Here is a 22,307-nt window from a genome sequence, read left to right on the forward strand (position 1 = left end):
CCTAGCCTGAGACCATGCGCTACGGGTTTCAAAATCGCCAAACTTCCGATCTTTCAAACAGTGACGGGTCCGCGGGCATCATCCGTTTGACCGGGCGCGACATTCGCTGGCTCAAACATATTGAGCGTCACGGACCACAGAGCTCCAGCTATCTGCATGCGCTTAGCAAAGACACGCATCGAAGCAAGGATACGGCGCTGCGACAGTTGCAGAAGCTGCGCAACTCCGGCCATCTGCATCTCCCCAAGCAACAGCGCGCCACCTACAGGGCGGGCTTCAACCCGTTCATCTACGCGCTGACAGAGCGGGGCAAGGACGCGCTCCATGATCGGGGTATGGCTGAGCCAACACTTCAGCCGCACGGCCATTGGGTGCATGGGTTCATGACCGCCTGCGCCAGTGCCTCCATCGACATGACCGCGCAACGACACAATGTGCGCTTCATCCCCGGGCACAAGATCCTGGAGATAAAACAGGCTCCCCTGGCTGTTCCGATTGGGGGGCGCAAACTCATCCCGGATCAGCTCTTCGCCCTGGATTATGGAGGAAGTTATCGGGCCTTTGCTATGGAGGTTGATCGCGGCACAGAGCCCAAGCGCTCAAAGACGCCCCGCAAGAGCTATGTGAGCTCCATCAGGCTTTACCGTCACCTTCTGGAGCGAGGCCTCCACCGAGACCATTATGGGCTCAAGGCAAACCTGCTCATCCTTTGGGTCTTCTCCAGCAGAGCCAATGAAGAGCGCTTTCTGGACCTGGTCGCGGATCACGCTGGCGGCACGGCGCGGGCCTTCCTGACCCAGAGTGTTGAGGGGTTTCAGGATGACTGGCGCCCGCCCGAGCTATGGACGCATCTCTTTGAAGACCCTTGGAACCGCGCCGGTGCCCCGCCGGTGTCCATCGAAAAAGGGTGACCGAAGTGTGCACCTCCGGTCACCCATACTCCTAGTCAGGAGTGTCGGTCGGGTTTTTGCGTTCTGCCAGCCGCACTTTGAGCCACTCCAGCACTTCGCTTTCTACCCATCCCACCCTGTTCGGGCCCAGCTTTACCCTCTTGGGGAATTGGCCTGCCTTTTCCAGGCGTGCGACATGTTGCGGCGAGTAAAGAACCAGCTCCTTCAACTGGCGTTTCGACAAGATCCTCATCACGATCTCTCCATAGCTGAAGAGCATCGCGATGCCCTAGGTTACGACAATACCAAGGCAGGAAAGAGCGTAGCAGCACGTTGCACGCGTGGGTAGAGTGATTATCGGCGAAGCCAATAGGCAAATTAGGTGCTCGGCCTCGCTGTTGCAATCTCGGGATGTCAAAACTCGGCTCTTTATGGAACCGACTTCTATTCATCGACTGTCTTTTGGGTTGGAGAACCGGCCAACTTCACAAAGAGGACTTACTAGGAATAGGTCGAACTCAAAACAAACTTGTATAAAGCTCTGATCACGATCCTCACTTTGGACACTTTTGCGTCCGAAGTGCTGACCGGTCTTTTGCTTCACTCATGCTCCGAAGCACGGAACGAAATCTCACGTTGCGTGCCCGAGATCCGGGAGTTTGGGGGAGCGAGATGGCAACGTTTTTTCTAGGTAGCACAACGGGTAGCAACAGCGAGGCCTACCAGATTGATGACAACTATTTCGCCTCGGTTGCGGTCGGGAACCCGGGTGCCATCACGATCGGCAGCGATGAAGAAGTCAGCTATACAGAAGCAGTTTCTTATCTTGGTGTAACGGCCATTCGCTGGCCAGGAGGAACCGAAGCGGAACGTAGCTTTGACTGGAAAACTAAAAACTCAGACACTCATCCTCTTGATGTATCTGACATGAAGAACGCAATAGATTATTGCGCACAGAACAACTTGAACTTCAACTTCACTTTTCCGACGTCAAGCTTCAAAGGTCTGACAGAGAATGAAATCATCGCAATGAAGGATCAGATTGTTGCGTTTTTTTTGGATGACTTGATTGCCTACGCGGCGTCAAAGAACGTGACAATTGATGCAATTAAGCTCGGCAACGAATACGATGTTAATGGCCTTACCGCCAGCGAGTATGGGGCAATTTCCAGCGCCATGGCCGCAATTGTTGGTAGCACTCTCGTTGACTACGCAAACCTCTATGAAGAATGGCAAAAGCCTGACTTGGTCGTTGAAGCAGGGCGTATCTGGTTTCAAGAGTACGGTCAAACTGGACAATTTTTTGGAGACTCTGACAAAAATGGAATCCCCGACGCCATAGAAATCATGGAGTCATTCGATTCTTACGAGGCCCAGTACGTCGACGCCGTTGATGTTCATAGTATGAACCTTTTTTTGTCAACGTTTGACGACTACTTTGGAGAAGGGCCATATTCGGATGCGACCATGAAAGCTGTCTATGATAGCTTAGATGGGTTCTGGGATAGCACCTTTAGCGACGTTGAACTTCAGTGCCTTGCTTGGCAATACCCGTGGATGCGTGACATCGACGGCCCAAGCGGGAGCGGAGGCGTGGTGGATCATGGAGGAGCCTCTCTCTCCAACGCAGCGCTCGGGTTTATGCAGTTTTTTGAGATGTCGGCAGCAGGTATCACCTACGCGACATCTTGGATGGCCACGGGCTGGGGAAGCGCTAGCCCAATGCTATTCGATGATACACCGCGAGCTGGCGGCGAAATGTTCCGGTTGATGAAAGAGAACCTAGTGGGTCTCAAAGCAGTGGAGTTCGCCGAGGATCCCACGGTCTTCCAAAACAATACCGATACTACTGACGTCGTTTTTCGTGCGTTCGAGAAGGATGGACAGGTTGTACTGTATATCGGAAACTTGGAGGCCAGCGCCCAGACCATAACACTAAAACAGGTTCTTAAATTCCTCTTGAGCCTTGATGGATTTGAGGAGGTTAGCAACCTGCAGGATAGCGAAAACCTTCATTTTTGGGCGTCGATTCTTGGAGTTGAGGGAGATCCTTACGGGTATGGATCCTTACCGACCCTAGACGTTTTGAACTCTGATGATCTGGCCGGCAGCGATCCAAGCTGGAATATAGAGCTCAAACTAGATGCGCATGAAGTTGCTCAACTGGTCTTCACGTCACACCAAGGGGTCAAAATGATCGGCTATGAGGGCAACGACACTTTGGCGGGTTCCCTGTGGGATGACAACTTGTCTGGTCTAGGCGGAAACGATTCGCTTGTGGGTGATGGTGGTGACGACACACTAAATGGAGGTAACGGCAACGACACCCTAGATGGAGGAGACGGTCACGATATCGCTGTGTTCGATGTAGGCCTGCAAGACGTTTACATTGAAGAGATTGAGCAAGGCACAGTGAGGATCACTTCCGCGCAGGGCGTTGATTTGGTCGAGAATGTTGAGGAGTTCACCTTTGCTGATGCAACTCTAAGCTATTCCGAACTAGTCGAGTACTCGCGTAACCCAATTGGCGTGGATAAAGAAGGAAGCAGTTCCGCCGACACTATTTTTGGTAGTGGCGGTAACGATGTAATTAACGGACATGAAGGTGCCGACGTAATCGATGGCTTTGCTGGAAGTGATCTACTCATCGGAGGAAGTGGTTCAGACATAATCAGAGGCGGCACTGGGGATGATGAGATCCATGGTGGTTGGGGAACTGACACAATCATTGGTGGGGCAGGAAATGACCTTCTTTGGGGAGGCCAACACAATGACGACCTCTTTGGTTCGGATGGAGACGATATACTATTCGGAGAAGGCGGAAACGATACTCTGAATGGTGGAGACGGCCAAAACACTTTGACCGGAGGCGGGGGAAGTGACGTCTTTGTTTTTTCGTCATGGAGCTCGAAAAACGTGGTCACCGATTTCGAGCCAGGGAAAGACACCCTAGACTTCTCTGGACTTTTTGAAGGTCTGGATTTGCGCAGTGTTTCGTTGGGCGATAGCTTTTTATTGCGTACCACATGTTACGCCTCAAACGCTAACGACATCAAAAAATTGACCGCTCGTCAGATAGGTGACGATGTCGAAATCTACGTTTCCGGCGTAAGTGACGCAACTACGGTCGAAGCCCTAGAACCGATAGTGGTACTGGAAGATGTAGATTTAGCATCACTAGAGATGAATGATTTTCTATTCGTCTGAAGTAGTGCCAGAAATCCGGACAGATGGTGAAGGAGGCGTTGGAGGCTCTGCATGGCGAAAGGATGATCCAGGAGATTGCCGCAAAGCAAAAATTGCCCCCGAGCCAGGTCTGTTTGTGGAGACGGAAAGTCATTGCGGGAGTGCCGATTGATTCATAAAGGTCAGGCTTGGAGCAGCAGAAAGCAGCGTGAAACCTTCACCTTGGGAACGCCGCGAACCTGTTCGAAAACTTGGGACCGCTTCACTCAGGACTGATCCAGGTCATGTTGATCATGACCTGAGCCCCTGAATCTCCTCCGGCTTTGTGTAGAGTCCGCCCAACCAAAGGACGGACAAATGAAGACGAGATTCACCGACGAACAGATCATTCAGATGATCAAGGAACAGGAAGCTGGCGAGAAGACAGCTGACGTGTGCAGGCGTTATGGGATCAGCCAAGGCACGTTCTACAAATACTAGAGCAAGTATGGCGGGATGGAACCGTCGGATGCGAAGAAGCTCCGGGCGCTGGAAGCCGAGAACGCTAAGCTGAAGAAGCTGTTGGCCGAACAGATGCTGGACAACGCAATGCTGCGGGATGTGAACTCAAAAAAGTGGTGACGCCCGATGCCAAGCGGAAGGCGGTGGCGCATCTGGTGGAGGAGCATCAGGTGAGCCAGCGTCGGGCGTGCTCTGCTTTGAATGTGGATCGGTCAACGGTGCGGTATCAATCTCGCCGCGCTGATGACACGAACCTGCGTGATGCCATGAAGGCGATCGCCAAGGAACGCCGCCGGTTTGGCTATCGACGGCTGCATGTGATGGTCGAACGGCAGGGCTGGCATGTGAACCACAAGAAGTTTCGGCGGATCTACCGCGAAGAGAAGCTGCAAGTGCGCCGTAGGGGCGGCCGGAAGCGTGCTTTGGGCACACGAAGGCCAATGGTCGTTCCGGATGGTCCGAACCAGCGATGGAGCTTGGACTTCGTATCTGACGCTCTGACGGACGGTCGCCGCTTTCGCATCCTGGCCGTGGTGGATGACTTCACCCGCGAGAACCTCGCGTTGGTGGCCGACACGTCGCTGTCGGGGCTGCGGGTCACGCGGGAACTGGACCGGGTCATTTCCGAACGAGGGGTGCCGGGAACAATCGTTTCGGACAACGGCACTGAATTCACCAGCATGGCCATACTGCGATGGGTGCAAGAGACCGGGATCGACTGGCACTATATCGCGCCCGGCAAACCACAGCAGAACGTCTTCGTCGAAAGCTTCAACGGCAAGCTTCGAGATGAATGCCTGAACGAAACGCTCTTCGGATCACTAGCAGAAGCCAGATCAATGTTGGAAGAATGGCAGGAGGACTACAACACCCACAGACCACATTCGGCGCTCGGAAACCTGACGCCCAGAGAATTTGCTGAGAAAAGAACGATGGACAAACTGGCCGCGTAAGGCCATCAAACCAACCCCAAGGACTCTCCGCAAGGTGGAGGAAACTTGGGGCTCAGGTCAATCAGAACGGCTCGTAAAGGAGCCATTAAGGTTTTTTAACTATACGAATTTGTTGAGATGTCAGCGGTTGTGGAAACAAAGATGCTCGGGTTTTCGTTTGTTGAGACGCCTTTTGAGAGCAGTGAAGCACTACTTATCCTATCAAAAGCGCATCCACAGATAAGTCCCACGCTAATTGCTATGCGGCTGCCCCAGTCAATCTCGCTCTCCGGACGTCAACAAGAAGGTTTCCTCTTCTCTAACATTTTCGATCTCCTCGAAGCTGATCTTCTTCTCTCTCTGGGTGAAGAAGCAGTGAGTGGAGTGCCGTCTGTTGAAATAGTAGTCCATCTTTGCAGAGTATTCGCAGAAGTAATTGAGATGGTTGAGGAGGAAATCCTGGAGTGGCAAGCCGCTGAGACTGAGTTGGGCTTACGTTTGGCGAGCGTCGAAATGTACTTTATGCCGACTGACGTCGAATTTTTTTTCTCACAACCAGCTGTCTCACAGTATTTGGCTGCTTTTAGTTTCGCTCGTTTCCGAAGTTTGGTATTTGAGGCTGGAACCATCGTTTCAGTTGCTCCAGAGGTGATAAATTCGGTGTTTGGAGGATCGTGCGTAAGTGCCCCCGGAAGTCCTATGTTAACGTAGGCAACGGTTCCTCGACTGCCAGTTGAAAGAGGTGGTCGCGAGAGTTCGAACCAGTGTTTAAGGTGGATCGCGTGATGAGAAAGACGATCTGCAATGACGAAGAGAAAGAACCATTCGCCGGAGTTCAAAGCCAAGGTAGCGCTTGAAGCGATCCGCGAGGAGCTGACGCTGGCCGAGCTGTCTCTCAAATACGGCGTACATCCGAACATGATCAGCGGTTGGAAGCGCGCGGCGATTGCGAACATGGCGCAGGCTTTTGAGCGCGGCAAATCCGATGAGGCCCGCGCATCTGAGGCCGAGATCGAGAAGCCGCACTCGAAGATCGGGCAGTTGGTCGTGGAACGAGATTTTTTGGCGAGCGCCTCGCATCAGTTGCTCGGGACGCGAGGCAAAAAATGGTGAGCGCGGATCATGAGCTGAGCCAGAGGCGGCAATGCGCGCTGCTGCGGGTGACGCGGTCGGGCCTGTATTACCGGCCAGTCGGCGAAAGCGCCGTTAATCTGCGGTTCATGGAACTCATCGACAAGCAGTTCCTGGGAGCGCCGTGGTACGGATCGCGGCAGATGGCGCGGTTTTTGCAGCAGCAGGGGCGCAAGTGGGCCGCCACCGGGTGCGGCGTCTGATGCGCAAGATGCGGCTGGTGCCGATCTATCGGGTAGCTCACGACTTAGACAAGTCAAATGAATTAGTCTCGATGTGATCTGACACCGCCCCCTTCTCAGCACGCTGAACTGGGGGCGGCGCATCTCTTGAAGGAGATGATGGTTGATCGTTTTGATGGTGGTGCAAACCCAACCGCAAAACGAGGCAACCACAATGCTGAACTCTACTGATAAGATCATCAAACACAAAACCGGTCTGCTGAAACTGGCCGAGGAACTGGGCAACGTCAGCAAAGCCTGCCAGGTGATGGGCTACAGCCGTGACACGTTCTACCGCTATAAATCAGCAGTCGAGGACGGAGGTGTCGAAGCCCTGTTTGAGCGCACCCGGCGCAAGCCTAACTTGGCCAATCGGGTTGACGAGGCGACCGAACAGGCGGTCATCAAATCCGCCACCGATTTCCCGGCCTATGGCCAAGCCCGCACCTCCAACGAGCTGCGCAAACTGGGCATCTTTGTCTCGCCATCCGGCGTCCGGTCGATCTGGCTGCGACATGATCTGGCGAACTTCAAGGCTCGCCTGAAAGCCCTGGAAGCCAAGGTTGCCGAAGAAGGGGGCATCCTGACCGAGGCTCAGGTGCAGGCCTTAGAAAAGAAGAAACTGGACGACGAAGCCTGCGGCGAGATCGAGACTGCTCACCCCGGTTATCTGGGGTCACAGGATACGTTCTATGTCGGCACGCTGAAGGGCGTCGGGCGGGTCTACCAGCAGACCTATGTCGACACCTATTGCAAGGTCGCCCATGCCAAGCTCTATACGACCAAAACCCCGATCACTGCCGCTGATCTGCTGAATGATCGCGTCCTGCCATTCCACGATGAACACGACCTGCCGGTGCTGCGGATCATGACGGACCGGGGCACGGAATACTGCGGCCGGGCCGACAAGCACGACTACCAGCTCTTCCTGGCCATCAATGACATCGACCACACCAAGACCAAGGTGAAATCGCCCCAGACCAACGGCATCTGCGAGCGGTTCCACAAGACCATTTTGCAGGAGTTCTATCAGGTCGCGTTCCGCAAAAAGCTCTACGACAGCATCGGTGCGCTGCAAACGGACCTCGACGAATGGCTGCATAACTACAACCACCAACGCACTCATCAGGGCAAAATGTGTTGCGGCAGAACGCCGTTCCAGACCATGATTGAAGGCAAGCAGATCTGGAAGGAAAAGTTCGTGAACTGAACTTGGCCTGACAGACGCCGCCGGAAAAACGGCCAACTGTCAGATCACATCTGAACCACTACAAGTCAAATGAGGCTGCTTAACTAGAAGCGCCCCCAGCATGACTTACCCCAAAATTCCCCTAAAAAGTCTCTTTGACTAGAGAATTTCCTCTCCAAGAATTCTACCACAGGATCAGGTAAAGTGGCTCCTTTGGCTTCATGGACCTTTATGTTCGCCTGCTCATAGATGGCACCCGGCAGGCCCAGAAATCTCTCCAACTCAAGAAGCATCTCATGAGGCTCGTTTTTTATGCTTTTGAAAGGTAGGATAAGGAGGTCCTCACCAAAAGCGTTTCTCCAAATCGGAAGAAACTTTCGGTAGTCTGAGCGAATCTCTACTTCTTTCGAGTCTGCGTGTTCAAGCCAATCCTCAAGAGACCAGTCATTGCCACCTAATCGACTGGCCGTCATTCTAACCTGAGAAATAGCCCTATCTACGGGGTCCCGAACCAAACAGATTATCTTAACACCGGTATATCTCTTTTTGACGTGTTCCACGCCACCTTCTCCAATTGAAAGGTATGCTGGAGTAACGTCAAGTGTTGTTGATGTAGGTGGCGCAATCGAGAATACTCGCCGGTACCACGGGTCTGAAAACATGTCGTCATTCATTAAACTGTCCAAATAGTCTACGTAGCGCGGACCTTTTGGTCTTGCGGACATTTGGTTCCATCTCTTTGCGTTTTCCACCCCTCGCCCAATATGCCATTTCGTCCACCTTCTATTCTCGGGGATATACAGGTGGTCAAAGAAGTGAACCTCTTTGAATGGAGGAACCCAAATTCTTGGATTTTTGCTCAGAACTTGGTGTAACCAAGTCGTGCCAGCTTTTTGTGCACCGATGCAGATTGCGTGTGATCTCATAGTGTCCAGTTGCGTTGTCTCAGTTCAACAAGAACAAACTTTCCTTGGATCCAAAGGTTGTCAACAGCTTCTCTTTTGTAGGTTCTGACCTACTCCCCTGAAAAAGTTCACTGAGGCGTTAGTGATTAGTCTGCGGAAAGACTAGGCAATGCATTACAGATTGTGTTGTTCCCCACTAGAGTGGTCCGCCCTGTTGTTAGGGAGCGGAGAATTAGAAAAGGGTGAGGTGCCCTAGGCGGCGTCTTCATTTAGAGGCCCCCCAAAGTCCTTGAGATTTGATTCAAGATCGAAAGCGGAGCCGATCTTGAGCAGACGAACCCTGACCGACTCGCAATGGGCGCGGCTTGAGTACCTGCTTCCCGGACAGAAGGGTGACCGAGGGCGCGGCGGAACAGACAACCGGCTTTTCGTTAATGCTATCCTTTGGTTGGCGCAGACCGCGTCGCTGTGGCGTGATCTTCCTCCCGAGCTTGGCAACTGGCGTGAGGGCATTGCCGGTTTATCGCCGATGATCTTGGCGCAGCCGCCCAAATCAAACAGAACCCCGTCACGGACAGCAAAGCAATGAACGACTGAACGCTCTACAATGAGCGCCATTTGGTCGAATATTTCTTCAATCTGATCAAAAGCTTCCGCCGGATATACCCAGAAGTGCGTGAAGACAGTTTCATCTTTTCGGCCATTTGTCTCACTCGCTTACGCTATGGTTTGACTGCCCAAATGAAGTGCCGCCTAGCCTTGTTAGAACTTCGCCCCCCAATTTTGTGGCGCTTGGTCGTCATGAGTACAAGTAACTACAGCAATAGGTTCAAGCAGGGACGCAGTACACCAGATCACGGTGTGCGGGCATCCGGTTCGGGAGGGTTTCTGACTTGGGAGTGATCATGCACTCTGTTTACCTGCGGATGAAGGTATTCGCCGCTCCCACTCCAAAGACAGCTGGTGTGGACCAGTAGGCGGAGAGCTGTCGGTTGAAGTGCGAGTTGGCTGGCCAACTCGGTCACCGTCTGCTCACCTTTCAGCGCCTCAGGCGCCACCTTCGCCTAGAGTTCAGACGCATGTTGCTTCAGTTTCGACATCTCTGATTTCCTTCGGGTTGAAGACCAGCAGACATCATTTCGTAGCTTAAGTCAGCATCCGATTTTTGGGAGGTAGTTCACGGCATTTTCTCGTGAAGTATATAGTTTGGAACGATTTTTTCTCAGTTTTTTCTATGCTGTTTTTGCGTGTGCTGATATCAACTAGAACTGAGTAACTAGCGTTGTAGGGTGATTTCTATGTTGTCAGGATTGTTGCTGCTGGGTCTATTGCCGCTGGCCCTCTTGGGGGACGCGGTTGGGCTGTTCTCGAGCGAGGATAGTGGTGAGGATGGTGGCGTGCCCGCCGATTCTACTGCTGGCCCGGATGATGGCCACACTGGCGCTGGTGATGATTTCCTTGATCTTGTTGGCACAAACGGCGACGACAGTCAGCCACCGGACGATCCGACCTCGCCTGATGACCCTGATAAGGGGGATGACCAGGTCGGCGGCGAAGGTGGCGTGGATGATGCGATTGCGACTGGCGATGGCACGGTCTTTGTCGTTGGAGGTGATAGCTATGTCTTTGGAGGCAAGGGCGATGACACCATTCAGCTTGGCGAAGGAGCTGCCGCGGTCTTTGGCGATGATGGAGCTGACCAGATCTACGGTTGTGACGGCAATGAAACATATATCGACGGTGGCGCCGGCAACGATTTTCTCCAAGGTGGTGACGCAGATGAGGTGATCATGGGCGGTGTCCATGTTGAAGGCACCGGTGAAAATGATGACGATGTGATTGACGGTGGCGGAGGTGATGACGACATCAGGGGTGGTCTGGGTGCTGATTTTCTGTCGGGCGGGGATGGTAATGACGTGATCAATCACAAAGGTGTGGCGGCCGAAAACGCAGGCATTGAGGGGGACAGTTTCAGCTGGCACATTGATGGCGAAGCTGACATCTTGAACGGCGGGGCTGGTAATGACACGTTGATATTTGACAGTGCCGACGTGGCAACCGGCGGCGAAGGTGCCGATGAGTTTCTCCTTTATTCCAGCGGCGATGGCAGCTTTGCGCAGGTGACCGATTTTAACCCAGGCGAAGATCTCCTGAGCGTTCAGTTGAACCCAGATTTTATGGGTCGGGAAGTAGTACTTGATGTGCAGCCTTCGGCCGATGGTGCTGATGGGGTCGTGACCGTGAATGGCGAAGTGATAGCCGTGCTGCGCGGCACTCCAGGTGCCACAGTGGCTGACGTCTATGTCAACGTTAGTGAGGGTACCATTCGCTGACCCATATCTGGAAGGCCTCATCAACTTCGACCAGATTGACAAAGTTCAGTGTTTGTTTATCTCCAACGTGACAATCGGCTTTACGCAAGCTGGCGGTGGCCCTGATCCTCCCCCACTGAAGTGGTCCGCCTCTATAGTTAGGAAACGGAGGATGAGATCTGGCGCGATCCGGAGGCCAAGGCCATCTACAATCACCATTTCGCGAAGCATGGGATCGGGCAGAAGGCCATTGTCGCCGTTGCCCGCAAGCTTGCGGTCAAACTCTGGCGCGTGACGGTGGAAATGCCGACCTCGCCAGTCTAGGGTGCCGCGCGCGGGGGGGGCGGGGTAACCGACAAAAAAAGGGGGAACTATCCAGAATTCTGTGCCCTGGCGCTTTGATTACGCCATTGGGAAGCGTTCTTCGAACATGATTGCGAACTGGCTTTTCACTGCGTGCCATTCGCGCACCGAGCGCTTCCACTCCTGAGAGGTAGCATTTAGCGCGAGATAGATCAATTTCGCCGCTGCATCATCACTGGGGAAATGGCCCCGTGTCCGGACGGCGCGTCGGATCTTCGAGTTCAAAGCTTCAATCGCGTTCGTTGTGTAGATCAGCCTGCGCACCTCGGGCGGGTAATCGAGGAAGGGGATCACCTCATTCCATGCCCGTCGCCAGCTCGGGGCAATTGCCGGGTATTTCGCGGCCAGATCGCTGTCTGCAAATTCGGTCAGTGCGGCCTCTGCAGCGGTGGCGTCCACGGCGGTGTAGACGGCCTTTAGCGCCGCTGCCACGGCCTTGCGGTCCTTGTAGCTGGCAAAGCTCATGGAATGGCGCAGGAGATGTACAATGCAAGTCTGGACTTGGGCCTGGGGGAAAGCCGCTTCGATAGCCTGAGGAAAGCCTTTCAGCCCGTCGACCACCGCGATGAGGATGTCCTGAACACCGCGATTGCGGAGATCGTTCAACACCTTGGCCCAGAACTTGGCGCCCTCATTGGCCTGGAACCATAGGCCCAGAACGTCCCGCGTGCCGCCTGGCAGGATCGCCAGGGCCACGAAGACCGCCTTGTTGCTAACCGCACCATCGCTGCGGATATTGACCCGGATCGCGTCCATGAACACCACAGGGTAGCATGGTTCCAGCGGCCGGTTCTGCCAAGCGCTGACCTCGTCCATGGCATCAACTCGATTGTCTTCTTTCTCATTTCACCTACCGACTGCCGATCAGAAGAATGCAGCTCTCGCGCAGTTCAAGAACCATCGAAATGAGTGTGAGGCAGAAAGCCCAGATATGCGTTGCCGGCTTTGTATTTGAGGCTCGATTTGTCCTGATGCTTCGTGATGAAAGGCTGGTTGCCATTGATCGGCTCCGAATACTCGCTCAGACTGACATCCAACGGGAAGCGATACAAAATCCCGCTCAAGCCGGACTGGGCAACCCAGACCTCTGCCTGGTCCTGCGAGCTGAAAATGGCGCTCGGCGCACCAAGCATTCCCTTCGCCGAAAATTCCGACATGAACACCCAGACGAAGGAAACTCCTTCATCTTGCACTTGTTGTCCTGTCGACATGGAAACCTCCTACTGGTTGCTCAGGTACCTAACCCATTTTGCAGCATTTCTGAACAGCCGTCTCACCCTGGGATCCCGACAGGCACGCCGTTGCTTCACCGATGCCGGCGCGTCCGTTCCATCCACCGAACCACCTCCAGGAGTTACTCGGGTTGACGGCCCACCGCCGGAAACATGCAGGTGAGCTGGACCGTGATCATTCGGGAAAAAGCTTGTGAAGCAAACACCGTTAACAGTTAGGCGCCCTTAACCAATGCTTAGGAGACAGAAGTTAACAGCCGGTTAACCATGTTCCAGCGGCAACAACCGTGTTCGGGGCGGCACAGTTAAGCTGCATGTTTATTTGCCACGGCGTAAGCGTCACAAGCCTGAGAAGTATCCATCCACTCGACGCCAGAAGTGCAGGAGATCTCGTGCAAGAGGTGGCTTCCGGTGCATACATTCGACAGCATAGATATCGGCCGCAAGCACCGCTGCCAGCCGATAGGCCCGATCAGCGACGCCGCCGCTATCATCTTCGCTGTCTTGGGAAAGGTTGTCCTCAATGATTGCTGCAGCTGAGGTCAGGGAAAAAATGATCGAAAGGGCTGGCTCGGATGGCCATCTCAGGCACATCCGGCGCACGAGTGTTCGCCGTTGCTCTTTGCTGCCAGACAGCAGCTCTTCCAGCGCGCACTCGATCATCTCATCGATCGGTGTTTCGCGTGCCAAAATGTCACCCACCGCTTCTCACAGTAGAAGCCCTAAGGGCACATTAGCAGACTTAGGTAGGACCAGAAATTCTCATTATCAAGAAGCCGAATCGAAGGAAGAAAAGGCCAGCATACCGAGTCGCTTCACGTGCAAGTACGGCCTAAGAAAACAGCACCAATGCGCCCCAGATGATCGCCACCCAAAGTCCAATCCCAAAAGCAATCAGGACCAGCATCGTCACCGTGTGTTTCGGATCTTCAAGCTTCAATCGGAGTTCTCCACGGAGGTTAAGACTATCCCGCAACATGGAGTTAAAAACTCGAACTGTCCATCGATTAGCTTATTGCGGCTGTACTGGAAGATACTTCATAGCTTCCAGCCCCATCCCTTCCTCGTCTTTAGGATAATTCATAGTAGCCCATGAAGCGAGCTTGATGTTTTATGTTTCGCCTATTCCACATTAAAGCGTAACGTCTCAACCGAAACGAAGGGGGACGAAGCTGAAAAGGGAGCTGCTGTTGGCGCCCTGTGCCGTGTTTGGTGCAGTATTTTGTGAGCTTTCTGAGCTTTGTCGAGCTGCGCGGGGAGATTTGAGTGGGTATCGATATAAACGAAAATCCATCGCGCTTCAGACCGGAGTGAACTGACCGAGTTCCTCGGAGAAGATGGCGCATGTGTTCAAAAAGAAGGGCAACCAACTACTGGCATTAAAAGTGCTTTTGCAGCCCCCTTAGTCGAGCAACCCAGTCTTCTCAAAAACGGCATTTGCAAAACGGCACAACCTGACGCAGAGGCTCTTTCAATACCTGATCCTAGTAACACCCCATCCAATCTTATAAAAAAGGTTGGAAGACATAGTTCGATCACGGTGGCTAAAGACTTTTTCACCAAAACACGAAGCCCCCTGTGTTGGCCGGGCGTCGCCTGCGTGCCTCTAGTCTGTGATTGGCTTGCCGGTTCGGATGTCTACAACCTCTCCCGGCTTGTATCCAACCTCGTCCAGGGCCGCACGAACAATGGTTTCCGCCACGATGTCACAACGGCGTTTCCCAGTGCCTTCAGTCGACCTTTGATCCGCACACTCTAGGGCGCGTTTGAACCAATCTTTCTTCATCCCATTGCTTCCTAATAGTTTTCGAAACACCCCTTACGAGTATGAACCAGACCGCAGCTTGGTTAACGATATGCTAACGGAGGTGCAAAGAGCGCCAATTGACGTTAGGGCAGTATGCCGCATCCACGACATGTAGCGCATTGAGACAACTCGACTACACCAACAGTCTGCGAGGTACTTGTAACTCGCTAGTCTGAAACCACATACGGGAGCCCTTCCCCGAATCGAATGCCAGTTACTTGCGCCTCAACGCCCGTTCGATTCTCGCTCTGAGCAAAGACACCACGTTTTCGGAAACTGAAATCGGATAGGCCCGACCAGGTGTCTCTTGGTTTCGCAGCTCCGGAAACCGGTCTTTTTTGCGCTGCGCGAACACGCGCTCGAAATACTCGAACTGCACAGTTGATGGCTTACGCTCGCTGGGCATCCCAATTGCCTCCTCGTGCTCGATGTCAATTGAGATGACCTTGCTCAACGAAACAGTCAGGAATTGGGAGTAGTTATGGCTATTTGGTCAAACTGGTTACCAATCCGTTAACGCCTCCACACGCATTCCTCCGTATTTCATCTCAAGTTATCACTATTAATGCTCCTTCCACGCGCACGTTTACGCATGTACGATTGGACAGGTGTCCAGTTAAAGAAGGCGCGCGCAGCATCCTGCTTTCGAAACAGCTGACATCTCATTGGCAATGCTCACGATGCAGCACTTTAATCCAGATACTATTCTCAACGTTGCGCTAATGGCGTTTCAAAACAGGGGCGAATTGCAACGCGAGTTCTACGCAAAAATTTTGTACCTCTGTCCATTGCTTCAGCCAGTTTTCAACCGCTCGCCCATCCCGGCCACTGACATACCGAAATGGTTCCTACGTGATCTATTGATTGCGGCAGGGGGGGGATGGTCAAGTGTCCGAACTAACCAAACCCTTTGCACTGTCGCACCTACCATTTATCTTGACGACCAAGCCAAGCCATCCCGGTGATTTACCAACTAGTAGAGCCTGATCAGACTCAATCTGGTCCTACCCTTCTGCAAACCTGAAACATAGCTACTTAAGTCCCTGTTCTGCTTAACGCAGCTACTTCAGGGTCGGGGACGACCTTCTGCACGCCCATATCGCACAAAGTGTTCGAAGCCCGATGGCAAATCACCATTAGTAACAGCGTTTGCAACATCGTTATTCCGGAAAAGATACTCGCGCTCGTTAAAACTATCCGGAACAGGGATTTCAGACTTCAATCGATCATAGGCAACGAGGATTTCATCCCAGCTAGCCATAGTTGGAAGAGCAACTTTGCGCCTCCAGGGTATTCCTCTTAAGCGGGCAGCAAGGAAGTTGGCATGTGCAACCGCCATCATCCGCTCCATTTCATCTATATCCTGTAATGGCTTGTCCCCGGTCCAAGGCTGGCCTTTCTGCCCAGTGTTAGTTCCATCTGAGCCTCCCCGAGGGGCGATAGCAAGAAGACGCCCGGCAAGACCTGCCTCTATTCCAACTCTATCGATAATCCCTGCTGAGAGCTTCGAACCCAAGTCAGCATGCCTTTGCTCAATCCGGCTTACACGAACAGAGGGTATCGGCAAAATCGCGATTTCTTCACCATTTATCGCGCATTCACGAATAAAGACTTCAAACCACTGACACATGGCTTTGCTGTCAAACTCATACTTCTCCAGCAAGCTCTTCGTGATCAAACATGCGAACGGTGCAACCTGGTTTGACAGCATCGCCACACTCGGCATTTCCCCTGCAAAAGCTGAAGCTCCTGTGCGTTGGCCTGTTTCAAAGTCAAGATTTTCAGCAAATCCACCAACTACAGAGAGATTTGGATTCAATGCTATCGCATTTGCAGCTACCCGTATGAACCCAGGCGAGGGGATGACGCCCGGGCCCGCCATAATAACTGCGTCACCAGACATCGCGACAAGTCGCCGTCTGAGAGAAGTCGGGCACTCCTCAACCCCTGATGTGGAAATGACTTCCCAGCCTGCCTTCTCAGCTCTCGCCGATAGAGCCGCTGAATGCTCAGCGATTTGGTGCGGAACCATTAGGTACTTGCTAACGGGCACACTTTGAAGCTCAGTATTGGCAAGCAGTATTACAAGCTCTGAAAAGTGCTCTTCAAGTTCAGAGGCCGATTTGTAGCCCAGACCGACCAAACAAACTCTCGGCGTATCTTCATTTTTTTTCAGCACAGCATTTGTTGCGTTGATCCAGTAAGGTTGATCCGGCTGAACTGACACTTTCGAATTTGGCGACCAACGTGTTGACCGTTCCATTTCCAAGACAAGGCCTTCAACTGAGCCGTCGAACATGAGGCAGTTTTCGCCCTCGACCCATCTCTCTCCGCGGCCAAACGCGGAGCATTCCCGGTTCAGAATGACCGATGTCCCCATACAAGAAGCTTCATACGCAAACAGGCAAAGGCTCTCGTAATCTGAGGGAATGATTACAACGGAATGCGCTAGCCAATTGTCTCTTTCTGTTTGCTCTGCCCCCTCAATAAAAACTATCTTCTCTCGAAGGCTTTCGGGAACTAAGGACTTTACCCAGGCAATATAGCCCTGCTCCCAGCCATACGAAACAAGCCGAAATACACCTTTGTGCCCAGGGTTCCTCTCCAAGAATCGAATTGAAGCTCGAACAAACAAATCCGGCCGTTTGAAGCGCTGCAGGCGAGAAGAGAAGATAAAGTCTGTGCGATCTCCGTTGGCAGCGCCGTGAGAGATTGGTTTTGGGAACACTGAAGTATCCAGGATAATAGGCGGAAACTCGAGTACAGTTCGGCCTCTCCAACGGTCCTCCAGATCATAGTGCTCAGAATTGTGATCAATGATCGACTGGGTGTGCCCGACGATAATGTCGGCATGGCGGAGCAAGTGTGCTTCCGCGTCCATCAACACCCCGGCCCAAGGGCTCGGATCTGAAAACCGCTCTGCTCGAGCAATTACCCCTTGGGTGGAATGCAGCCGCGCAGCCAGCATCGTTTCTTGCAAAGCCATTCCGCAACGCTTTGCTTCAACTGCAGCTACTCCCCAGCCACCGAAGTCGGGAAACTCAACAACATCAAACGGCTTCCCCCGGCGTTCCTCAATTGCCAAGAGCTCACGATAGTACCGGAAGCTCTCTCCCCACAACGCCCCAATCGACCAAGGCTCAGATGCGGCAAGATCTATCAATTGGCTTTCTTTGTCGATCTGGCTGTCAAGCGAAGGAGCCACATGGACTTCCGCGATACCTTCAACAGCTTCCGACAATCTCAATTGGTCAAGTGGGTCCTCAACCAATTCGGAAGGTACAAGAAAATGAATGTCAGCAGGAAAACCACAGGCTGCATTGTGCTTTGCAAAATTGTACATGAGCCGTCCGATCCCGCCTGGCCCTAGCGGGTAAAACTCATTGGTTACAAAACAGATAGATCTTTTACGCATGATGACCCTTCAAACTCCCAAGAACTCACAATACCGATCAGTCGCCAGCTTGTGTCGGGCGTGCAGATGATCGATTATCATTTGTGAGGCCGCACTCTCATCCTTTGTTGCGTCAACAAGTCTAGTAATATCAAGCGCCAGCAAGGCGGGATCATCGAGGGCATGTGTTGAACAAAGTTGAGTGAGTTCATCTTTTTCAAACTCTTTTATCCCCAAGTGTTTGGTCATTGCAGGAGTCCCAACCGCAAAGGCTTCCAACTGTGTCATCGGCTGGCATTCGGCAAATGTCGCCAAAAGGACAATCTGGCTGTTTGCCATTTTCTCAAAAAGCTTATTGCCTCGCAAATAGCCTACAAGCCTCAGCTTTTCCAAGCCGGTGACATTCTCTAGACCCGAAGGGAAATTAGCACACCTTACTTCATCAACGTTCTTGGCCAGCAGGGCACCCATTACATTGGTGTACATGTTCTTTCGCCAACCAACATCAAGTGGAGAGTAGGCGCTGCAGATTTCGGACCGCGTGGAGAATGCGCCTTCCGGAATATTGGGTGCAAAATTGAAGATCAACCCATTCCAGATTTGTGGGAAAACATCACCAAAGTTCGGTTTAACCGAAGCGATCCCATCTAGAGTTCGGTTCTGCCTGCGCAAAAACAACAGTGAGAGCATTTCCATTTCAAACGCGTGGTCGAACTGACTCGTAGTTACATGGTTAACCACAAATATCCGCACTTCACGCCCTAGCCCCGCACGAATGTGGACAAGGAGTTGGTCCATGTTGTGAGAGTATCCCTGCGCAACAACATGGGTAATCCCCATCCGCTGAATCTCGTTCAAAATGGCACCTTTGATCTCATCCGGGCCTCCGTCACGAGTTTCGAGAGGTTGTTCGGCCGGAATTAGAAGCTTCTGCCCGGGGCAATAGGCAGTTGCATTTCTGATGCCGTGCCACTCGAAATGCGCTATGTGCAACACTCTGTCGAAGGTGGCATCATTATGAGATAAGCGAGTCATCTCATAGTTGTTGAACGAAGGGTTCATTCAGTAGCTCCGAGTACTTGCCACCGCGTATGCAGCTTCCTTTTCGGGGTGTTTTTTCGAATGGTCTGCAGAAAGTCAATCAAGAATGCGCCTAAACTCACTGTTAATTGGGTGATGTCCTCAATGCTCAAATGCTAAAGGTTTCGATCTCTAAAGCTCAGCCTTGCTCAATTTTCTGGATATGGTTCGCTAGTTGACTTACAGGGTAGCCAACTTACCAGAATGAGATACCACAGCGGCACTTCCAAGTGGCGATTGCCTGCCGATGCGACATCAGCGCCGCGAATCCGGCTTGCCGCCCTCACCAGTTTGAGTAGAGTCCCCCCAATTGTTGGCGGGTTGTTCATTTCTCTGTGCAAAGACCTAGGTTCATAGGACAGGCATAGGACGCGCGTTCCGGTTCGCTGTGGCGGATCGGCAAGGGTGTTTCAAACTTTCCAGGCTTTGCACAGTGCCGCCATAGAGTTGCCGAAAACGCGGGTAAACTTCCGCAAAACAGGACCGAGTAGGACAAACAGACATGTGCCAGTTTTGTGTTGCAGATACGAATTTTAATCCGGACGCCCTGGGCGGCAGTGTGTCGCTGGGCGAAGGGGCCATTTTGCCGACCTATACCCACGACCAGATCGCGGACTTCCTGCGAACCGGTTACTGGCAGCCGCAGGGAATTTCCGGCGGCAAGTTTGACGTATCGGTCGGCGGAACGCTGTATTTCAATGTGAACGACCTGCCCGAGGCAGAACGCTACTTCGCCCGCGCGGCGATGGAAGCCTGGGCCAACGTCACCGGAATCAACATGGTCGAGACGACCTCGGCCAGCGCGGACATCGTCTTTGTGAACGACGACGGCGCCGGGGCCTATTGCACCTGGGATTCCTATTCGGGCGGCACCATCCACAAGGCGACGGTGAACATTCCCTCCTGGTGGATTTCCGGCGATCACTATGAGCTCGACAGCTATTCCTTCCAGACCTACATCCACGAGGTCGGCCACGCGCTGGGCCTGGGACATGCGGGTATCTACAATGGCACCGCGACCTACGCGACGGATGGCTCCGGCTCCAACCACTACCTGAATGACAGCTGGCAAGCGACCGTGATGTCCTACTTCAGCCAGACGGAAAACACCTATGTGACAGGCAGTTATTCCTATGTCGTGACGCCGATGATCGCCGATATCCTGGCGGTGCATGACATCTATGGCACGCCGACCACGATACGCACCGGCGATACGACCTACGGGAACAACTCGAACGCGGGCGGGTATCTGGACGACCTGAAGGATTCGACCAACTCGGTTGCCATGACGATCTACGACAATGGCGGGATCGACACGCTCGACATGAGCTTCTCGGGCGCAAACCAGAATATCACGCTGGTGGCCGAGCAGGCCTCGGACGTGGCGGGTGGCATTGGCAACCTCTTCATTGCCCGGGGTGTCGAAATCGAGAATGTGATCGGCGGGTCGGGCAATGACACGCTGACCGGCAATGACCTGAACAACGAGCTGTCCGGTGGCAGCGGCGCCGACCAGATGATCGGTGGAGAAGGCAACGATACTTACTACGTTGATAGTGCGGGTGACCGGGTCGTCGAGACAAGCGGAGAGGGTACGGATCACGTAAACTCAACGATTTCCTTCTCGCTGCGAAATCATAGCCAACATATTGAGACCCTCACCCTCACCGGAGCAAATAATATTGATGGTACCGGCAACAGTTTGGATAACACCATTCAAGGGAACGACGGCGACAACGTCCTGAACGGTGCCTGGGGCAATGACACCCTGGAAGGGGGGGCTGGGAACGATGTATTTATGGACGACAGCGGCGCCGACCAGATGATCGGTGGAGAAGGCAACGATACTTACTACGTTGATAGTGCGGGTGACCGGGTCGTCGAGACAAGCGGAGAGGGTACGGATCACGTAAACTCAACGATTTCCTTCTCGCTGCGAAATCATAGCCAACATATTGAGACCCTCACCCTCACCGGAGCAAATAATATTGATGGTACCGGCAACGGTTTGGATAACACCATTCAAGGGAACGACGGCGACAACGTCTTGAACGGTGCCTGGGGCAATGACACCCTGGAAGGGGGGGCTGGGAACGACGTATTTATGGACGACAGCGGCGCCGACCAGATGATCGGTGGAGAAGGCAACGATACTTACTACGTTGATAGTGCGGGTGACCGGGTCGTCGAGACAAGCGGAGAGGGTACGGATCACGTAAACTCAACGATTTCCTTCTCGCTGCGAAATCATAGCCAACATATTGAGACCCTCACCCTCACCGGAGCAAATAATATTGATGGTACCGGCAACAGTTTGGATAACACCATTCAAGGGAACGACGGCGACAACGTCCTGAACGGTGCCTGGGGCAATGACACCCTGGAAGGGGGGGCTGGGAACGATGTATTTATGGACGACAGCGGCGCCGACCAGATGATCGGTGGAGAAGGCAACGATACTTACTACGTTGATAGTGCGGGTGACCGGGTCGTCGAGACAAGCGGAGAGGGTACGGATCACGTAAACTCAACGATTTCCTTCTCGCTGCGAAATCATAGCCAACATATTGAGACCCTCACCCTCACCGGAGCAAATAATATTGATGGTACCGGCAACAGTTTGGATAACACCATTCAAGGGAACGACGGCGACAACGTCTTGAACGGTGCCTGGGGCAATGACACCCTGGAAGGGGGGGCTGGGAACGACGTATTTATGGACGACAGCGGAAACGACACTTATTCTGGTGGGACCGGTGCAGACACCTTCGTCTTCACAAAAGGTGCTGATATCGTAGTCGACTTCAGCGTTGCCGAAAACGACCTAGTCCTGGTTGATGATTCACTCTGGGGAGGCGGAGAGAAATCAGGAGCGGAACTCTTAGCGTATGCAACTATTGTGGGGAATGATATCGTTTTCGATTTTGGGAACGGAAACACTCTGACGCTACGAGACTTCGATGATCTAGGCACATTGGAGGGGCAACTGTCATCAACTTCAATGTGACACATCTAGGAAACGCATTTTTTCTACTCATGTGCGCCCTCAAACGCAAACTAAGAAAAACACGCCGCGCGGGACTTGTCGTTTTTGCAGTTTCAACTGTGTACACACTATATATCCCATTGAGTGCCGGTCGCCCTAAGCTGCGAACCTGGTGAGT

15 protein-coding genes and 3 pseudogenes are annotated in these 22,307 nt (G+C 53.0%); 10 read left to right on the plus strand and 8 right to left on the minus strand.

Annotated elements, in window-relative coordinates; genetic code table 11:
* The first annotated feature begins 14 nt into the window (after positions 1 to 14).
* A complete protein-coding gene (locus ACO07D_RS07825) occupies positions 15 to 911 on the plus strand; it encodes a replication-relaxation family protein (protein WP_421702398.1) in 897 nt (298 codons plus the stop codon).
* Between the two features lie 31 nt (positions 912 to 942).
* Here ACO07D_RS07825 and ACO07D_RS07830 read toward each other — a convergent pair whose 3' ends face one another.
* A complete protein-coding gene (locus tag ACO07D_RS07830) occupies positions 943 to 1,170 on the minus strand; it encodes a helix-turn-helix transcriptional regulator (protein ID WP_421702399.1) in 228 nt (75 codons plus the stop codon).
* 392 nt (positions 1,171 to 1,562) lie between these two features.
* On the opposite strand from ACO07D_RS07830, the gene ACO07D_RS07835 reads away from it, so the two are divergent.
* The 6 genes and pseudogenes from ACO07D_RS07835 (at position 1,563) to ACO07D_RS07860 (ending at position 8,071) form a co-directional block, all read left to right on the plus strand.
* On the plus strand, positions 1,563 to 4,097 hold the full coding sequence (locus ACO07D_RS07835) for a calcium-binding protein (protein ID WP_421702400.1): 2,535 nt from the start codon (positions 1,563 to 1,565) through the stop codon (positions 4,095 to 4,097).
* Positions 4,098 to 4,433: 336 nt separating this feature from the next.
* A pseudogene (locus ACO07D_RS07840) lies at positions 4,434 to 5,503 on the plus strand (IS3 family transposase); the annotation flags it as partial.
* A gap of 156 nt (positions 5,504 to 5,659) precedes the next feature.
* The gene (locus ACO07D_RS07845) at positions 5,660 to 6,220 is read left to right on the plus strand and encodes a hypothetical protein (protein ID WP_421702401.1); all 561 of its coding nucleotides are present in this window, start codon (positions 5,660 to 5,662) and stop codon (positions 6,218 to 6,220) included.
* A gap of 93 nt (positions 6,221 to 6,313) precedes the next feature.
* Positions 6,314 to 6,622: a transposase gene (locus ACO07D_RS07850; protein WP_421702402.1), complete on the plus strand. Its 309-nt coding sequence runs from the start codon at positions 6,314 to 6,316 to the stop codon at positions 6,620 to 6,622.
* Entirely contained in the window at positions 6,616 to 6,843 is a 228-nt protein-coding gene (locus ACO07D_RS07855; RefSeq protein WP_421702403.1) for a hypothetical protein, read from the plus strand. Before ACO07D_RS07850 ends, ACO07D_RS07855 begins: the two co-directional genes overlap by 7 nt.
* Before the next feature lie 193 nt (positions 6,844 to 7,036).
* Positions 7,037 to 8,071, plus strand: coding sequence for an IS481 family transposase (locus tag ACO07D_RS07860; protein WP_421705010.1), 1,035 nt, complete (start codon positions 7,037 to 7,039; stop codon positions 8,069 to 8,071).
* Positions 8,072 to 8,154: 83 nt separating this feature from the next.
* On the opposite strand, the gene ACO07D_RS07865 is transcribed toward ACO07D_RS07860, so the two are convergent.
* A complete protein-coding gene (locus tag ACO07D_RS07865) occupies positions 8,155 to 8,976 on the minus strand; it encodes a sulfotransferase family protein (protein WP_421702404.1) in 822 nt (273 codons plus the stop codon).
* Positions 8,977 to 9,280: 304 nt separating this feature from the next.
* On the opposite strand from ACO07D_RS07865, the pseudogene ACO07D_RS07870 reads away from it, so the two are divergent.
* Positions 9,281 to 9,457, plus strand: a pseudogene (locus ACO07D_RS07870) (transposase); the annotation flags it as partial.
* 796 nt (positions 9,458 to 10,253) lie between these two features.
* Positions 10,254 to 11,288 (plus strand): calcium-binding protein, encoded by a 1,035-nt coding sequence (locus ACO07D_RS07875; RefSeq protein WP_421702405.1) that lies wholly within the window; start codon positions 10,254 to 10,256, stop codon positions 11,286 to 11,288.
* Between the two features lie 381 nt (positions 11,289 to 11,669).
* Here the strand turns inward: ACO07D_RS07875 and ACO07D_RS07880 are convergent.
* The 6 genes and pseudogenes from ACO07D_RS07880 to ACO07D_RS07905 form a co-directional block, all read right to left on the minus strand.
* Positions 11,670 to 12,446 (minus strand): annotated as a pseudogene (locus ACO07D_RS07880) (IS256 family transposase); the annotation flags it as partial.
* Between the two features lie 74 nt (positions 12,447 to 12,520).
* Positions 12,521 to 12,841, minus strand: coding sequence for a DUF7710 domain-containing protein (locus ACO07D_RS07885; RefSeq protein WP_421702406.1), 321 nt, complete (start codon positions 12,839 to 12,841; stop codon positions 12,521 to 12,523).
* A 360-nt stretch (positions 12,842 to 13,201) separates the two neighbouring features.
* Entirely contained in the window at positions 13,202 to 13,564 is a 363-nt protein-coding gene (locus ACO07D_RS07890) for a hypothetical protein (protein WP_421702407.1), read from the minus strand.
* Between the two features lie 1,319 nt (positions 13,565 to 14,883).
* Positions 14,884 to 15,123 (minus strand): hypothetical protein, encoded by a 240-nt coding sequence (locus ACO07D_RS07895; RefSeq protein ID WP_421702408.1) that lies wholly within the window; start codon positions 15,121 to 15,123, stop codon positions 14,884 to 14,886.
* Between the two features lie 612 nt (positions 15,124 to 15,735).
* Complete coding sequence (locus ACO07D_RS07900; RefSeq protein ID WP_421702409.1) at positions 15,736 to 18,012, minus strand: hypothetical protein; 2,277 nt, start codon at positions 18,010 to 18,012, stop codon at positions 15,736 to 15,738.
* Between the two features lie 81 nt (positions 18,013 to 18,093).
* Positions 18,094 to 19,125, minus strand: coding sequence for a hypothetical protein (locus tag ACO07D_RS07905; protein WP_421702410.1), 1,032 nt, complete (start codon positions 19,123 to 19,125; stop codon positions 18,094 to 18,096).
* 520 nt (positions 19,126 to 19,645) lie between these two features.
* On the opposite strand from ACO07D_RS07905, the gene ACO07D_RS07910 reads away from it, so the two are divergent.
* Positions 19,646 to 22,150 (plus strand): M10 family metallopeptidase, encoded by a 2,505-nt coding sequence (locus tag ACO07D_RS07910; protein ID WP_421702411.1) that lies wholly within the window; start codon positions 19,646 to 19,648, stop codon positions 22,148 to 22,150.
* Positions 22,151 to 22,307 lie beyond the last annotated feature (157 nt).

This window comes from Aliiroseovarius sp., from assembly GCF_965228805.1.
Lineage (GTDB): Bacteria > Pseudomonadota > Alphaproteobacteria > Rhodobacterales > Rhodobacteraceae > JASBTN01.

What these genes read in the sequence shown, in the direction of transcription:
- ACO07D_RS07860 (WP_421705010.1), top strand. Translation starts at nt 7,037, where the DNA reads ATGCTGAACTCTACTGATAAGATCATCAAACACAAAACCGGTCTGCTG.
- ACO07D_RS07850 (WP_421702402.1), top strand. Translation starts at nt 6,314, where the DNA reads ATGACGAAGAGAAAGAACCATTCGCCGGAGTTCAAAGCCAAGGTAGCG.
- ACO07D_RS07875 (WP_421702405.1), top strand. Translation starts at nt 10,254, where the DNA reads ATGTTGTCAGGATTGTTGCTGCTGGGTCTATTGCCGCTGGCCCTCTTG.
- ACO07D_RS07855 (WP_421702403.1), top strand. Translation starts at nt 6,616, where the DNA reads ATGGTGAGCGCGGATCATGAGCTGAGCCAGAGGCGGCAATGCGCGCTG.
- ACO07D_RS07830 (WP_421702399.1), bottom strand. Translation starts at nt 1,170, where the DNA reads ATGCTCTTCAGCTATGGAGAGATCGTGATGAGGATCTTGTCGAAACGC.
- ACO07D_RS07825 (WP_421702398.1), top strand. Translation starts at nt 15, where the DNA reads ATGCGCTACGGGTTTCAAAATCGCCAAACTTCCGATCTTTCAAACAGT.
- ACO07D_RS07835 (WP_421702400.1), top strand. Translation starts at nt 1,563, where the DNA reads ATGGCAACGTTTTTTCTAGGTAGCACAACGGGTAGCAACAGCGAGGCC.
- ACO07D_RS07865 (WP_421702404.1), bottom strand. Translation starts at nt 8,976, where the DNA reads ATGAGATCACACGCAATCTGCATCGGTGCACAAAAAGCTGGCACGACT.
- ACO07D_RS07900 (WP_421702409.1), bottom strand. Translation starts at nt 18,012, where the DNA reads ATGTACAATTTTGCAAAGCACAATGCAGCCTGTGGTTTTCCTGCTGAC.
- ACO07D_RS07910 (WP_421702411.1), top strand. Translation starts at nt 19,646, where the DNA reads ATGTGCCAGTTTTGTGTTGCAGATACGAATTTTAATCCGGACGCCCTG.
- ACO07D_RS07905 (WP_421702410.1), bottom strand. Translation starts at nt 19,125, where the DNA reads ATGAACCCTTCGTTCAACAACTATGAGATGACTCGCTTATCTCATAAT.
- ACO07D_RS07885 (WP_421702406.1), bottom strand. Translation starts at nt 12,841, where the DNA reads ATGTCGACAGGACAACAAGTGCAAGATGAAGGAGTTTCCTTCGTCTGG.